General features: G+C 48.8%; 15 protein-coding genes. 1 reads left to right on the top strand and 14 read right to left on the bottom strand.

Going from position 1 to position 14493, the window contains the following annotated elements; translation table 11 throughout:
* Window positions 1-44: 44 nt before the first annotated feature.
* From FA954_RS07070 to recA, 10 genes are all read right to left on the bottom strand, one after another.
* Entirely contained in the window at window positions 45-989 is a 945-nt protein-coding gene (locus FA954_RS07070) for a dipeptidase (RefSeq protein WP_037996878.1), read from the bottom strand.
* A 75-nt stretch (window positions 990-1064) separates the two neighbouring features.
* Window positions 1065-1325, bottom strand: a complete 261-nt coding sequence (locus FA954_RS07065) for a stage V sporulation protein S (RefSeq protein WP_037996879.1) — start codon at window positions 1323-1325, stop codon at window positions 1065-1067.
* A 118-nt stretch (window positions 1326-1443) separates the two neighbouring features.
* On the bottom strand, window positions 1444-2238 hold the full coding sequence (locus FA954_RS07060; protein WP_037996880.1) for a TIGR00282 family metallophosphoesterase: 795 nt from the start codon (window positions 2236-2238) through the stop codon (window positions 1444-1446).
* A gap of 63 nt (window positions 2239-2301) precedes the next feature.
* A complete protein-coding gene (gene rny, locus FA954_RS07055) occupies window positions 2302-3846 on the bottom strand; it encodes a ribonuclease Y (protein WP_037996936.1) in 1545 nt (514 codons plus the stop codon).
* A gap of 217 nt (window positions 3847-4063) precedes the next feature.
* On the bottom strand, window positions 4064-4738 hold the full coding sequence (locus tag FA954_RS07050; RefSeq protein WP_037996881.1) for an ATPase: 675 nt from the start codon (window positions 4736-4738) through the stop codon (window positions 4064-4066).
* Window position 4739: 1 nt separating this feature from the next.
* Entirely contained in the window at window positions 4740-4985 is a 246-nt protein-coding gene (locus tag FA954_RS07045; RefSeq protein WP_037996885.1) for a hypothetical protein, read from the bottom strand.
* Complete coding sequence (locus FA954_RS07040; RefSeq protein ID WP_052186828.1) at window positions 4960-6438, bottom strand: AAA family ATPase; 1479 nt, start codon at window positions 6436-6438, stop codon at window positions 4960-4962. The genes FA954_RS07045 and FA954_RS07040 overlap by 26 nt, the downstream gene beginning before the upstream one ends.
* On the bottom strand, window positions 6435-7421 hold the full coding sequence (locus FA954_RS07035) for a metallophosphoesterase family protein (RefSeq protein ID WP_037996886.1): 987 nt from the start codon (window positions 7419-7421) through the stop codon (window positions 6435-6437). Before FA954_RS07035 ends, FA954_RS07040 begins: the two co-directional genes overlap by 4 nt.
* A complete protein-coding gene (locus tag FA954_RS07030) occupies window positions 7418-8113 on the bottom strand; it encodes a RecX family transcriptional regulator (protein ID WP_037996890.1) in 696 nt (231 codons plus the stop codon). The genes FA954_RS07035 and FA954_RS07030 overlap by 4 nt, the downstream gene beginning before the upstream one ends.
* A complete protein-coding gene (gene recA, locus FA954_RS07025) occupies window positions 8110-9177 on the bottom strand; it encodes a recombinase RecA (RefSeq protein ID WP_037996892.1) in 1068 nt (355 codons plus the stop codon). Before recA ends, FA954_RS07030 begins: the two co-directional genes overlap by 4 nt.
* A 188-nt stretch (window positions 9178-9365) precedes the next feature.
* On the opposite strand from recA, the gene FA954_RS07020 reads away from it, so the two are divergent.
* The gene (locus tag FA954_RS07020) at window positions 9366-9665 is read left to right on the top strand and encodes a metal-sulfur cluster assembly factor (protein WP_037996939.1); all 300 of its coding nucleotides are present in this window, start codon (window positions 9366-9368) and stop codon (window positions 9663-9665) included.
* 62 nt (window positions 9666-9727) lie between these two features.
* Here FA954_RS07020 and FA954_RS07015 read toward each other — a convergent pair whose 3' ends face one another.
* From FA954_RS07015 to FA954_RS07000, 4 genes are all read right to left on the bottom strand, one after another.
* Complete coding sequence (locus tag FA954_RS07015; RefSeq protein WP_037996894.1) at window positions 9728-11311, bottom strand: DEAD/DEAH box helicase; 1584 nt, start codon at window positions 11309-11311, stop codon at window positions 9728-9730.
* Window positions 11308-12564 (bottom strand): competence/damage-inducible protein A, encoded by a 1257-nt coding sequence (locus FA954_RS07010; RefSeq protein ID WP_037996896.1) that lies wholly within the window; start codon window positions 12562-12564, stop codon window positions 11308-11310. The genes FA954_RS07015 and FA954_RS07010 overlap by 4 nt, the downstream gene beginning before the upstream one ends.
* A 39-nt stretch (window positions 12565-12603) precedes the next feature.
* Entirely contained in the window at window positions 12604-13188 is a 585-nt protein-coding gene (gene pgsA, locus FA954_RS07005) for a CDP-diacylglycerol--glycerol-3-phosphate 3-phosphatidyltransferase (RefSeq protein WP_037996897.1), read from the bottom strand.
* Window positions 13189-13568: 380 nt separating this feature from the next.
* Window positions 13569-14399, bottom strand: coding sequence for a helix-turn-helix domain-containing protein (locus tag FA954_RS07000; RefSeq protein ID WP_037996899.1), 831 nt, complete (start codon window positions 14397-14399; stop codon window positions 13569-13571).
* Window positions 14400-14493: the final 94 nt, after the last annotated feature.

Here is a 14493-nt window from a genome sequence, read left to right as displayed (position 1 = left end):
ACCTAAGTAAAAAAAAGATCATTTTTGCTAAACTTTTTTCGGCTTTATGACGGTAAATGATTTAAGTAAAAAGCACAGGCATTTTCCCATGCCCATTTCCTCACCAATGACTCAGGGTAACGGCGCAAAAGCGCTTCTTTCAACCAGTATATATCCCTGTAATTATGTAAATTTTTAATTTTCAAACGGATCCCGTCAAAATCCGATCCAAAACAAAGATTCCGTTCGCCTCCCAGGCTGCATACATGTTCGATATGTAACAAAAGATGATCGATGGTGGCTTCCTTTTCACAAGGATATGTAAACGATGGAACAAAGGTGATCCCGATCAATCCGCCTTTTCGGATCAGCGCCTGGATTTGTTCATCTTCCAGATTCCGCGGATGAGGGGCGATTTTCCGGCAATTGGAGTGAGAAGCAAGCACCGGCAAATCAGACTCCATCACTTCCCAAAACCCTCGCACCGACAAATGGGAAACATCCAAAATCATGCCCAGCCTTTCCATCTCGGTGATCACTTTTTTTCCGAAGTTCGTCAATCCTCCGTTCCGTTCCTCTTCAATGCCGTCCGCCACTTCATTGGCATGGTTCCAAGTCAACCCCAACTGGCGCACACCGAGGCGGAAAAACAGCCGCAGGAAGGCAAGTTCTCCATGCAAGGCGTCGGCCCCTTCCATCGCCAACAGTGCCCCCATCCGATCCGGGGCACATTTTTTTAACGCTTGTTTCGAACCGACAAAATGAACCGCTTCTTCTTTCCTGATAATCTGTTCATAAAACAAATCCACTTGTTTCAATGCGACTGACAACCGGTTTTCTCTGGGTACCGAATCAGGTACCCATATCGCAAAAACCTGCAAAGCCACCAAGGCTTCTTTCAGATGGTGATAAGAACTGTCCAACCGGGAGCGGGGGTCATAAAAAGAATGGTCTTTCAAATTTCGCCACATTTTGCTTAACACATCGCAATGCCCATCCATCCATTGCATCTTGTTCACCCTTCCATTTAAAAAAACCTGTCTATATAAATAAACAGGTTTTTTTGAATATATCGACCAATTTCCCTAACGAGGTTCCACAATCAGTTTGATCGCGGTCCGTTCTTCACCATCGATCATAATATCGGTAAAAGCAGGAATACAAATCAGATCAATCCCACTAGGCGCCACGAATCCTCGTGCAATCGCAACCGCTTTTACAGCTTGATTCAGCGCCCCTGCGCCAATTGCTTGCATCTCTGCTTGACCACGTTCACGCAAGACTCCGGCGAGTGCACCAGCAACAGAATTCGGATTAGATTTTGCTGAAACTTTTAATACTTCCATGTAGGTACCTCCTCGATGGTTGGAGTGAATCCACTACTATCCTATTCGACTCGCAAGTAAAAATTCCTTCCAATTTGCATAGATAGGAGTAAAAAATCATAAATAAATTTATTCTATTTCAACCGATAAGCGGATGCTCCGCATCAATACGAATCCTCGTTAATTTCGTGGCTTTTTTGGTTTGTTTGTCCAAATCGATCAATACAGCATTAAATTGTTCTCTTCCTTTTGCAACAGAAAAGCGAACAGGCATTTGTGTGATAAACCGCTTCACGACTTCCTCTTTTTTCATCCCGATCACGCTGTCATACGGGCCGACCATCCCCACATCCGTCAAATAACCCGTTCCTTTTGGCAAAATTCGTTCATCTGCCGTTTGCACATGCGTGTGCGTCCCGATCACCGCGGAAACTTTCCCATCCAGGTAACATGCCAATGCTTGTTTTTCCGACGTGGTTTCCGCATGAAAATCGACCAATATATACGGGGTTCCTGAAATCCGGCTCAAAATTTCATCCATTTTTCTGAACGGACAATCCAATGGTCCCATATACGCTCTCCCCATCAGATTGACCACAACCACTTTTACGCCTTTTACCGTCAGTAAAACATGGCCTTTCCCGGGCGTCCCCGGCGGATAATTGGCGGGACGGATTAAAAACGGCTCCTCATCGATAAAATCAAACACCTCGGACTGCGCCCAAGCATGATTTCCCAATGTGACACAATGGATTCCCAGATCCATCAGTTCCCTCAGGATGTCCCGTTGAATTCCCCGTCCGTTGCCCGCGGCATTTTCCCCGTTTGCCACAATCACATCGGGCGAGTACATTTGGTTTAATTTAGGCAAATAATTGGCGACCGCTTGTCGCCCAACTTGTCCAACAATATCACCGATCATTAAAATTCTCATCAGTACAAATAGCCTCCAACTCCGCTAAGATGCTTGAAAAAATAAAGCGGCCGCAAGGCCACTTTATTTCGCATATTCGACCGATCTTGTCTCTCGAATCACCGTCACCTTAATATGGCCGGGGTAATCCAATTGACTTTCGATCTGTTTGGTAATTTCTCGGGATAAACGGACGGCTTCCGCATCATCGACTTCATCCGGCTTCACGATGATCCGACATTCACGCCCTGCTTGAATTGCATATGATTTTTCCACGCCGTCGAAGGAATCGCAAATCTCTTCCAATTTCTCCAAGCGCTTGATATATGCCTCCAATGTTTCCCGCCGGGCTCCGGGTCTGGCCGCCGAAAGCGCATCCGCCGCTCTGACCAAGACAGCAATCACACTCGTCGCTTCACAGTCTCCGTGATGAGAAGCAATGCTGTTGATCACCACGGGATGTTCTTTATATTTTTTCGCCAATTCGACGCCAATATCCACATGGGAACCCTCGATTTCGTGGTCAATGGCTTTTCCGATGTCATGAAGCAAGCCGGCCCGTTTCGCCAGATGAATGTCTTCACCCAATTCCGCGGCCAACAAACCAGCCAGATGCGCAACCTCCATGGAGTGCTTCAAAACGTTTTGCCCATAACTGGTACGGAATTTTAACCTGCCGATGATCTTAATCAGATCCGGATGCAATCCGTGCACGCCGGTTTCAAAGGTGGCCTGCTCTCCATATTCACGAATCCGTTCGTCCACATCCCGGCGGGATTTTTCCACCATCTCTTCAATCCGGGCCGGGTGAATCCTTCCGTCAGCCACCAGTTTTTCCAACGCCACCCGCGCCACTTCACGGCGAATGGGGTCAAATCCGGACAAAATCACGGCTTCCGGCGTATCATCAATGATCAGGTCAATTCCCGTCAACGTTTCCAACGTCCGGATATTCCGGCCTTCACGCCCGATAATGCGGCCTTTCATCTCATCATTGGGTAAATTCACTACGGATACGGTCGTTTCCGCAACATGATCCGCCGCGCAACGTTGAATGGCTAAAGACAAGATTTTCCGTGCACGCCGGTCTCCTTCATCAATCGCCTGTTGTTCCATCTCTTTCATGATTTGAGCCGTTTCGTGTTTCATCTCATTCTCGACTTTAGCCAGAATCAACTGACGCGCTTCTTCCGTGGTAAGTCCGGAAATCCGTTCCATCTCTTTGAGCTGTTCCTGGTATAGCCGGTCAATCTCCCGCTGACGTTCATCAATATATTTCTCGCGTTTGGCCAGTTCTTCCTCACGCGATTCCAAATTTAATTGTTTTCGTTCCAGTGTTTCTTCTTTTTGGTCAAGACGACGCTCAATCCGCTGTAATTCATTCCTCTGCTCACGAATCTCTTTTTCCGCTTCGGTGCGCAATTGATGGATTTCATCCCTGGCTTCAAAGATTTTTTCTTTTTTGTTGGCTTCGGCTTCTTTGTTCGCCTTTTCCAGAATCTCGGCAGCTTCCTTCTCCGCACTGCCGATCCGGGCTTCCGCCGTCATTTTGCGTATCCAATAACCCGCACCGATTCCGACACCGAGAGAGGCAAACATCAGAACGATGTCCAATCCGTTAAACACCATTGGATTCACCGCTCACCTCCTCTGTTTCTGTTTACAAAATAAGACCGATGAACTCGGTCTTCTCACGCTCGTCCTCACTCATTTTTTGCTATACCAGGTCAAGGCTGGAAAACCAGCAAACATTTTCAAATTCCTTCAGGTTTCTATTCCAAACTTACTTCGTCAGAAGGTATCTTCCACCGTTAAAAAAGGCAAAGATACAACTAAATTGTATTATTTATACAGTATTGTTGTCAAGATTCCGGCTGCGCTCCACTTCCGACTTACCGGATGACAACCGCACGTAATAGGCCGAATCGGCCGATTCCGTCAGATGCGTATTGTGCGTGACAAGAATGATTTGCCGGCCGAACGTTTCCCCGACCGATTTTAAAAACTCAATCATGGGGACGATATAATCTTCACTCACATGTTTTCCGGGTTCATCCAAAATAATCGGCCCTTGGACACGGGGCTTGATCGTTTCCATGAGCGCAATCCTGAGCGCCAATGAGACAATGTCGACGACACCGCCGCCGCGGGCATCCTGTGGACGGTTTTTCACTTCCTGTTCATCCCACTTCGAAACCACATAAAATTCCGCCGTCGGATTTCCGCCATGATCCGAGAGCTCAATTTGAAAACGAAACGTCGAACCGAAGACATACTTCAAGGCATTGGTCACCAGCGTTTCCAATTGTTGCTTTGCCTGTTGGCGGGCATAGTCTGATGACAGTTGGAACAAAAGACGCACCCGGTCCAACAGATCACGGTGCTCCACGCTTTCTTTCAACCGGGTTTCCGTCTCATTCAACTGACGCAAATGCAGCTCTTTTTCCGCTTTTCGGCGCAACAGTTCATCTCTTGCTTCTTTCAAAGCCTGTTGCAATTCCTCAAGTGATGTGTCTTTCATCTCATTCTCTCAACTCCTTGGGCAAATAGCTCCATGCCTTTTCAATGCCTTCCTCAATCTCTTTTTCCAGCCGCTCAATCTCCCCGGGCAAATCTTCCGGTTCCACTCCCAGCTCCCTGGCTTCTTTGACAATCTCCTCTTCCTGCTTTTCCAAATCTTCCAGACGGGCTTTGGCAACCGTCAATTTGCTTTTGGCATCTTCCAGTTGCGCTTTGAGTTGTTTAATCTTCTCTTCCAGCTGCTGCACGAGAAATTCCTCCTTGATACTCTTCCATGATATGTTGCAAAACAGAGTGGCCGATGGGCGTTCCGCAGGTCGGACACTTTCCGATCTTTTTTAACAGCCGGATCCATTCCCGGGTGCAACGCAAAATTTCCTGTTCTTTTTCCTGGATGTATTTTTTTCCGGTGGCAATCCGTTTTTGGCAATCCAGCCGGCTTCGGTGCAAATCGTCCAGTTTCTTCATCAGCGCTTCTTTCTCTTCTATGTTCGGCACCACTTTTTCCAACACCTCTAAGGCTTCTTGGTTTTGCTTTTGCACCTGCCGCCAGTACTTAAGTTCCCTTGCATTCTTTTCTTTCCGTCGTTTTAAAGGCTGGAGCACTTTGAAACGCTCGTGCTTTTCGGCCAGTTTCTCTAACTCCCGCATGCCTTGCGGCACGTTTTTAAGCCTGAGCACAAAGGTTTCAAGCCCGGCTTTTTTCTCTTTGATCTGATTCCGCTTGTTTTGGAGCCGGAGCAGTTGCTCAAACCTTTTTTGGCTCCTAGACAAACCGGCAAGCCGCCTTTCCGCTTCCGGAATGTGTTCACCCAGCTTGACCGTTTCCAGCGTGCGCTCTTTTTCCTGTTGAAGCCGGATCCACTTTTCGTTTAAACGAATCAACCGGGAAAGCATCGCTTTTTGATACTCCAAGTGAAGCAGCTGCTGTTCGGCATCCGGCAACCGTTTTAATGCCGCAACTTTTTCCTGCCACACTTCTTTTCCCCGCCGTATCTCGATCAAGCTTTCCAGTTTTGCTTCCAAAGACGCTTGCAGCCGCTTTTTTTCTTGCACGTCAAGAAAAGCCCGTTCCGCCACTTGAAAATCGGCTTCCAACTGCTGCAGGTTCTCATACGGCTTTAATTTTTCATCCAACCGCTCTTTTTCCTGTTCCAGCTGGCGGATCGTTCCACTTAAAGCCAGCCGGTCGGTGCTCGTTTTTTTCAAGGCTTTGTCGATTAAATGGGCACCGCTGATCCGGCCGATGGTTTTCGCTTTGTTTTGATTCGATTCAAAAAGCAAAAAAGGGCTCTCCAATTGTGTGCCGAAATTCAACAGCAACTCTTTTTGGTCCAGCTCAACCGGAACGATCCGGTGCACGTCGGAGATTTCCTCCGGCACGGAGTTTCCAAATCCTTCAAAGATTTGTTCCTTTCCGTCCGGTGTATTGAGCACATACCGGTTGACCGAACGGCTGCGGATTCTCTCGATCGCCGTCCCGTCCGTCAACACCAGACGAACGCGGCACTCTTTGGCCCCGGTCCGGATAAAATCCGTTCCCCGCGGAGTGTTAAACAACACCCACTTCAATGCGCGCAAAATCGCGCTTTTCCCGCTGTCAGACGGTCCCACAAACACATTGAGCCCGTCGGTGAAATCAATTTCGGTATACTGATGGGACTGGAAATTTTCAATCACGAGCTTTTTAAAACCATTCAATGGCTGCTCTCCCTTTCTGCTTCTTGTTCAATCGCAATCCTCCGCTGGGCTTCCAAAGTGACAACATCCCCGATGTCATGCAACTTGGACATTTCAAAGAGGATATCCATGATGTTGATGGATTGAAAATCGGTCACCGATTTGACTTCACGGATGAATTCGCCCAGCTGTTTTTCGCGGAATTCTTCTTTTTCAATGTAGGACCGGTCCAAAATTTCTTCCCCCCGCTTGGCGCATTGAAGCGGAACCAGCCGGACATCGATGCCCTCTTTGTTCAATTCCAGAAGGGCGACTTGGGGCATCCGTTTGATTTCCGACCGGTGGTTGTTGATACGGGCCAACGCGCCGGGATTGACAATATATTTTCCATTCCGGTGCTGTACGGGAAAGCCTGCATGATAATGCCCAGTCAACAGAACATCGACGGAATCGCTCCAGACTTCGTGAACCGCCGTGTGCGGGATGCTGTCCGGAAGAGCCCTGTCCACCAACATGCCGTGAACCATATGCACGCAATATTCGGCTCCGCATTCATTTGGCACTGTATAATCGAGATGCCGCTTTCGTTTGTCCAAATCATAATGGAAAGGTTGGGCGCTGATCTGAACGGTGATGCCGTCTTTCTCCCATTTGATCCGTTCCCCTTCGTTCACCAACCGGATGGCACCGAAGGCATCGAGCAACCCCAGCATCGTCCGCTCCACCGTTGCGGGATTATGTCCGTAAATATCATGATTCCCCGCAACCGCGAAAATGGGGGCCGGAAAACGGCGAAACAGCCCGGCGAATTCCCGGACAATGGCGGGGGAAAGATTGGGGCGGTCAAACAAATCCCCGCCGTGCAAGACCAGATCGACCCGCTCTCTTTCGGCGATGTCAATCACTTCTTCAATCTTTTCGCGAATCGCCTGCTGGAAATCGTCGGTACGGCTTCGTGGTGATGTCCCACGGATATGTGTATCGGTCATATACAATATTTTCATGGACCATTCCCCTTCTCTTCTTCGTGACGGGCCCGGAAAAGATTCAACACCTCATACACCACGCCCATGGAAAATCCCTGCCTGACGAGGTAATTGCCCAGGCGGCGTTCGATCCGGGGCCAAGACTCGTGGCATAAACGCAAATAGCGCCTTTCAGCAATGGATATTGCCAACTGGCGCTCATCTTCCTCCCCGATATGAATCAATGCCTCATCAACGACCGCCGGGTCCATTCCTTTGTTCAACAGCTCCTGTTTCAAACGCCTTTTTCCGTATCCTTTATGATGTTGCCGCTCATTCACCCAGGCTTTGGCAAATTCCAAGTCATTTAAAAATCCGCTTTTTTCCAACTCCAAAATGACTTGTTCGACGGTTTCGCGTTCAAAACCTTTGCGGCCCAAATACATTTTGACTTCATGCGTTGTACGGGGCTTGTAAGATAAATAATGCAAAGCCTTTTGCTTCACCTTGTTGTATTCTTCCGCCTCAAGCCACTCATGAATTTCGCTTTCATCCAGCTCCATGCCTTTGTGAAGCCGGTACTTCACCAAAATATCTTCATGGATGGAGAGGAGAAACTCTCCATCCACATAGATATGATATCGCGGCTTGTTAAGATACGGCTTTTCAATCCGGGTGATTTTTTTTCTCTCTCCCACTTGCCTCATCCATTCTTCAGAACCGGTTTTCAAGCAAGTTCTTCCGTTTTGTCCGCTTTACTTTTCTTCTTTTTTGTGTCTTTTGCCTCTTCCGGTTCACTTGCCTGAATGACGGGCAAGTTGTAATGGGACCGGATCCGGTTTTCGATATTGAGGCAGACATCCGCATGCTCTTTCAAAAATTGTTTGGCATTTTCGCGTCCTTGCCCCAAGCGGTCTCCTTCGAAGGAATACCATGCCCCGCTCTTATTGACAATGTCCAGTTCCGAAGCGATGTCCAAGACACTTCCTTCTTTGGAGATGCCCTCTCCGAACATGATGTCGACATCCGCCTGTTTAAAAGGAGGTGCCACTTTGTTTTTCACCACTTTGATTCTCGTGCGGTTTCCGACCATGTCGCTTCCTTGCTTGATGGTTTCAGCGCGGCGGACTTCCAGGCGTACACTGGAGTAGAATTTCAGTGCGCGTCCGCCCGGTGTCGTTTCCGGGTTTCCAAACATGACGCCCACTTTTTCACGGATTTGGTTAATAAAGATGGCAATGGTTTTGGATTTATTGATCGCTCCGGAAAGCTTGCGCAGTGCCTGAGACATCAACCGGGCTTGCAACCCGACGTGAGAGTCTCCCATTTCCCCTTCAATTTCCGCTTTGGGCACCAGTGCCGCCACCGAGTCAACCACAATGATATCGACGGCACCGCTGCGAACGAGGGCTTCGGCAATTTCCAACGCTTGCTCCCCGGTATCCGGCTGTGACAACAACAACTCCGAAATGTTCACTCCCAGTTTTTCGGCATATACGGGGTCAAGTGCATGCTCTGCATCAATAAACGCGGCTTGTCCGCCTTTTTTTTGCACCTCTGCAATGGCGTGCAAAGCCACCGTGGTTTTCCCGGAAGATTCCGGCCCGTAAATTTCAATGATCCTTCCGCGGGGATATCCGCCCACTCCCAAAGCAATGTCAAGGGCCAGCGCGCCGCTTGAAATGGTCTCCACCTGGCGGGTGGCCTGGTCTCCCATTTTCATGATCGAGCCTTTGCCAAACTGCTTTTCTATCTGTCTCAATGCCATTTCCAACGCTTGTCGTCGATCGGACATGTATCGTTCCTCCTCTTTTTCCCCATTAAATCATATGAACATCATATCGTGTTTTTCTTCATCTGCCAAGATCATTTACGAACATTTATTCGACTCTTTTTTTGGAAATCCTCGTGTAATGCAAAAAAAAGTGTGTTACGTTATAGGTAGAAGCAAAAAAGGAGTGAGGCGCATTGCAAAAGGAACAGATGAAAGAACAAATCATGGAACAACTGGAACAAGTCAATGACCCGGAGTTAAATATTGACATTGTCAATCTGGGGCTGGTCTATGACATAGATATCGATGATGAAGGAAATGTCAAGGTCACCATGACGTTGACAGCCATGGGTTGCCCTTTGGCCGGCATCATCCAGCAGGAAGTGGAACAAGCGTTGAAAAATGTGGAAGGCGTCAATAAAGTGGACGTGGAAATCGTTTGGAACCCCCCGTGGGACAAAAGCCGGATGTCCCGATATGCCAAAATCGCTTTGGGCATTCCCGACTGAAAAAAGAGCTCTTACTTTGTGGTTGATCCACAAAGTAAGAGCTCTTTTGGTTTTTTTGCCCTTTATGAACGGTTGCGGGGACGGGCCGGCTCCATATTGACCCGGGAACCGTTGATTTTGGATTGCCGGAACGCCTCATAAACAAAAGGCGCAACATCCTCTGGAACCTCCACAAAAGAAAAGCGGTCGTAGATGTTGATTTTCCCCACTTGCCTCAAGCTGATCCCCGCATTCTCCGAAATCGCTTTGGCCAACTCCTGCGGATGCAGGTTGGCATTTCGCCCCACATTGATAAAAAAGCGGACCATTCCTGGCGATGCCCCCGTTTCCCCGAAATGGTAAGTGTTGTCAATGCTCTTGACAAACCGGTCGGAAAAAGCGAGATACAACGAAGCCGCCACCACTTTTTCCATGGAAAATTTCTTCGACAATTCCCCGGTCATTTCCTCAAACAATGTCATGTCCACATCGGAACGGATGGTATTTTCAATCTGCGCTATCCAGCTTTCTTGCTGCTTCGCCGCGACCTCCTCCAACGTGGGCAGTTCCCGGGCCTTCAATTTGGTGCCCGTTTCCTGTTCAATCGTGCGAAGCTGTTTCATTTCCCTGGGGGTGACCAGCGTGAGAGCCACCCCTTTGCGTCCGGCTCTGCCCGTTCTTCCAATCCGGTGCACGTAACTTTCCACGTCTTGAGGGATGTCGTAATTGATCACATGGGAAACACTCCCCACATCAATGCCGCGGGCGGCCACATCGGTTGCCACCAAAAGTTCAATTTCCCCGCTGCGGAAGGATTGCATCACGCGATCCCGCTGTTGCTGGGCCAGATCCCCGTGCAGTCCGCCGGCCAGATAGCCTCGTCCCTGCAAGGAATCCGTCAATTCATCCACGCCTTTTTTCGTACGGCAAAAAATAATCGCCAAATCCACTTCTTCACTGTCAAGAATCCGGCACAGGGCATCCACCTTGTAACTGTCCAACACGCGATAATAAATCTGGCGGATCACCGGCACCGTCACTTCGCCCCGGTTGACGGTGATATACTTCGGCTTGCGCATGTACTTTTTCGCCAATTGGCGAATGGCCGAAGGCATGGTGGCCGAAAAAAGCAACAATTGATGATGTTTCGGCATGAAGCGGAACACTTGCTCAATGTCATCAATAAATCCCATGTCCAGCATTTCATCCGCTTCATCCAACACCACGGTTTCAACATGGGAAGGATCGATCGTGCCGCGTCTCAAATGGTCCAACAGCCGGCCGGGAGTCCCGATCACCACATGAACCCCTTGTTGCAGCGCCTTGATTTGGCGCCCGATCGATTGCCCGCCATACACCGGCAATGTTTTCACCCGTTTTTTGCGCCCGATTTTCCGCAATTCTTCCGACACTTGAATCGCCAACTCACGGGTCGGGGCCAAAATGATGCTTTGGACATGCGGCTGTTTCGGATTCACCCGCTCCAAAATGGGAATGCCGAACGCCGCGGTTTTTCCGGTTCCGGTCTGCGCCTGCCCGATCACATCTTCCCCCCGGAGCACGGCCGGAATACACTCCGCTTGTATCGGAGAAGGTTCTTCAAATCCGATATCGTGTATTCCGTTTAATATTTCATTGCTTAATTGAAACTGATCAAAACGATTCATCTTGTTGTTTCACCTTTCTTTAAACATTGCTCAAGAACAAATAAGGCATAATTCGCCGCCAACAGTTGTATACGCCTGCGCGATCCTTTCAAAGCGAACTGATAAACCCGCACCGGCTGTCCTTTTTCGGCCAATCCGATAAATACCGTTCCCACCGGTTTTGCTTCCGCCGGATCCGGCCCGGCGACCCCTGTGACCCCGAGTGCGAAATCCGAATCAAAACGCTCCAACGTGTTTTGGGCCATGATTTCTGCCGTTTGTGCACTGATTGCACCATATTGATTCAAACATTCCGCCGGCACCGAGGCGATTTTTTCTTTGACTTCATTGGTATAGGTCACCCATCCGCCTTTAAACGCCCGGCTGCTTCCCGACACGGAAGTCAAAAGATGAGCCAGTTTTCCGCCGGTGCAACTTTCCGCCACCGCCACTGTTTTCTGATGGCGAATCAACCCGGCCACCACCACTTCTTCCAGCGTCTCACCCTGTTCGCTGTAACAATATTCCCCGATCCGGGTTAAAACTTTCGCTTTTTGCCGGTCAATCAGCTGACGTGCCTCCGCTTCGCCCGGCGCCCAAGCCGTGATTCTCAAAACAACCCCCGATTCTTTGGCATAGGTGGCCAAAACGGGATTATCCTGTTGCCGGATCAAATCGGCAATCTTCTCCTCCAAAAGCGATTCGCCCAATCCAAAAAAAGAAAGGGATTCCGCAAGAATCACCTGCCCCTCCTGAATCACTTCGCGCATGAGGAAAGGACGCACCTGCTCTTCAAACATCGGCACCAATTCCCCCGGAGGACCCGGCAACAGAACATAAGTGATCCCGTCCACCTGCAGAGCCAAACCGGGAGCCGTTCCATGATGGTTTTGGAAAACAACACCGCCGGAAAAAACATAAGTCTGCTTGTAATTATTTGCGGGGACCACCTTCATCCGTCCTTCAAAATACTTCTCCAGACGGCGTTTCACCTCCGGATCCTCAACCAACGGAACCCCCGTCACTTCCGAAACGGTTTCTTTGGTCAAGTCATCCATGGTGGGCCCCAGCCCGCCACAGAGGAAAATCAACTGCGATCGCGTGCGTGCGAGTGAAATCACGTCATGCAGCTTTTGTGCATCATCCCCGACCGATGTGTGAAATTGAACATCAATCCCCAATGAATGGAGTTCCCGGGACAAATAAGAAGAATGCAAATCCACCGTTTCTCCCGCCAACAACTCAGAACCAACCGTAATGATTTCTGATTGCATTTTATCTTTCCTTTCTCTTTAGCCAAATCCCGGACGACACTACTGTGTATTGGTCAATGAAACGATCTTGCGGTTTTTGTAAAAGTAATCCACTCCGGAAATGACCGTGATGATCACGGCCAGCCAGGTGGCGATCATGGAAAACGGAAATGAAATGGTTGAGAACGGAACATTGTTGAGCATCAATGAAACAATCGCCACAATTTGTATGATGGTCTTCAGTTTTCCTAATGGACTGGCTGCAATCACATGGCCTTCGGTGACCGCAATCATCCGGAGGCCGGTCACGGCAAATTCCCGGCTGATGATCACAATGGCCATCCACGCCTCCAGTCGTTGCAACTCCACCAATGAGATCAAGGCTGTTGTCACCAACAGTTTATCAGCCAACGGATCAAGAAATTTCCCCAAATTGGTCACCATTTTTTTCCGTCTTGCTATGTATCCGTCCACCCCGTCCGTAACGGCAGCCAAAATAAAAATAAACGTGGCGATCAATTCGCCCGCGGTCAACTTCGCCGCTCCCACATGGATTTCTCCGATGTCAAAGCGAAACAACAAAAAGATCATCACAATGGGGACTAAAAAAATACGAGCCAATGTAATCTTGTTGGCCAGGTTCATCCTATCCAACCTCCCTGGCAATAACCATTTTGATGTAAAAATTTCATCCGCATTCACACAATCATCATGAATTTAGGAAGAGGATTTTCAAAGCCCCGCACGCACGGGAGCAGCGGAAACACCGCACCATTCATTTCCGGCGTTTCGCATTTTCCAAGAAGGGAATGCCGTCGCTTTTGAAGATGCCCTGGTTGGCACCATCTTGTAAAGCCGTTTTTCGTCTTTTGTCAATCAACTTTATTTTTCTAGTATAAACGCATCCATCCTTTAATATTAAACCCATACCTTCCTCGTTTAATTCTTTCGTAAGTATAAACCAAGCATCTGACGCGTGTCAAAAAAAGCAGAGAGGAAGAGGGATCCTCTCTGCTGAACCGCTTTTATTCATCATCCGTGCTTTCTTTCTTTTTGAATTGGTACAATGAAACTTGCTGCTGTGAAGAGGTGTCAATATAAACCCCGTTGACATAGAGTTTAACATAATGGGGATGATCGACCCGCAAAGAAATCCACTCCGGGTCGGAAAATTCTTCCGCCTGGTTCGGGGACAATGCTTTGGAAGCAATCACTTTCCCCGTGGGTCCCCCCGAACGGATCTGGATTTCAGTTGATTTGTCCGCCACCACTTTCACCGTCACTTTTTCGGCTTTTGAAACACCGTACACATCGCCTTGTTCTCCTTTTTCAGCCGGTTGAATCAATTCCACCTGCGGACGTTCTTTGGGTTCCGGTTTGGCCTCCGGATCCGCCGTTTCCGTTTGCGGTTCCTCCAGCTGAACCGTTTCTGCGTCGGATGAGTCTTGATCCAGAACCAGCCATGTAACCACACCGGCTGCGATCAATAAAACGGCGATGGAAGAAACCAAGAGAGCGTTCGGCCACTTGGCAATCCATTTCTTTTTCGGTTCGGATGATTCTTGTGTCCGGCTGCTTCGGGACGGAAGCGTGGTGACCGGCCGGGACTCTTCGGGACGCTCTTCTTGTTCCCACTTTTTATATGCATCCAACATCGGCTTTGCATCGATTCCCAACAGTTTCGAATACCTGCGGATAAAACCCCTCACATAAAGAGGATCCGGAAGCCCGGAAAATTCAGCATTTTCCAAAGCTGCAAGATATTTTTCATCAATCCGGGTTTTTTCCGCTGCTTCTTCCAAACTCAGCTGCTTCTGTTCCCTGGCCTTTTTTAATTCTTCAAAAGGCTTGGACATCTGCCGTGTCCCTCCCGTTGATTGTTCTGTTCAATTCTAACTTTTACAGTATAGCCCAGAAGAATATGAACGTCAAAAAAGCAAGTGCCGGGCA

Source organism: Thermoactinomyces vulgaris (genome assembly GCF_005886755.1).
Taxonomy (GTDB): Bacteria; Bacillota; Bacilli; order Thermoactinomycetales; family Thermoactinomycetaceae; genus Thermoactinomyces; species Thermoactinomyces vulgaris.
This window is presented reverse-complemented; position numbering and strand designations above follow the sequence as displayed.

What these genes read in the sequence shown, in the direction of transcription:
- FA954_RS07070 (WP_037996878.1), bottom strand. Translation starts at nt 989, where the DNA reads ATGCAATGGATGGATGGGCATTGCGATGTGTTAAGCAAAATGTGGCGA.
- FA954_RS07065 (WP_037996879.1), bottom strand. Translation starts at nt 1,325, where the DNA reads ATGGAAGTATTAAAAGTTTCAGCAAAATCTAATCCGAATTCTGTTGCT.
- FA954_RS07060 (WP_037996880.1), bottom strand. Translation starts at nt 2,238, where the DNA reads ATGAGAATTTTAATGATCGGTGATATTGTTGGACAAGTTGGGCGACAA.
- rny (WP_037996936.1), bottom strand. Translation starts at nt 3,846, where the DNA reads ATGGTGTTTAACGGATTGGACATCGTTCTGATGTTTGCCTCTCTCGGT.
- FA954_RS07050 (WP_037996881.1), bottom strand. Translation starts at nt 4,738, where the DNA reads ATGAAAGACACATCACTTGAGGAATTGCAACAGGCTTTGAAAGAAGCA.
- FA954_RS07035 (WP_037996886.1), bottom strand. Translation starts at nt 7,421, where the DNA reads ATGAAAATATTGTATATGACCGATACACATATCCGTGGGACATCACCA.
- recA (WP_037996892.1), bottom strand. Translation starts at nt 9,177, where the DNA reads ATGTCCGATCGACGACAAGCGTTGGAAATGGCATTGAGACAGATAGAA.
- FA954_RS07020 (WP_037996939.1), top strand. Translation starts at nt 9,366, where the DNA reads ATGAAAGAACAAATCATGGAACAACTGGAACAAGTCAATGACCCGGAG.
- FA954_RS07015 (WP_037996894.1), bottom strand. Translation starts at nt 11,311, where the DNA reads ATGAATCGTTTTGATCAGTTTCAATTAAGCAATGAAATATTAAACGGA.
- FA954_RS07010 (WP_037996896.1), bottom strand. Translation starts at nt 12,564, where the DNA reads ATGCAATCAGAAATCATTACGGTTGGTTCTGAGTTGTTGGCGGGAGAA.
- pgsA (WP_037996897.1), bottom strand. Translation starts at nt 13,188, where the DNA reads ATGAACCTGGCCAACAAGATTACATTGGCTCGTATTTTTTTAGTCCCC.
- FA954_RS07000 (WP_037996899.1), bottom strand. Translation starts at nt 14,399, where the DNA reads ATGTCCAAGCCTTTTGAAGAATTAAAAAAGGCCAGGGAACAGAAGCAG.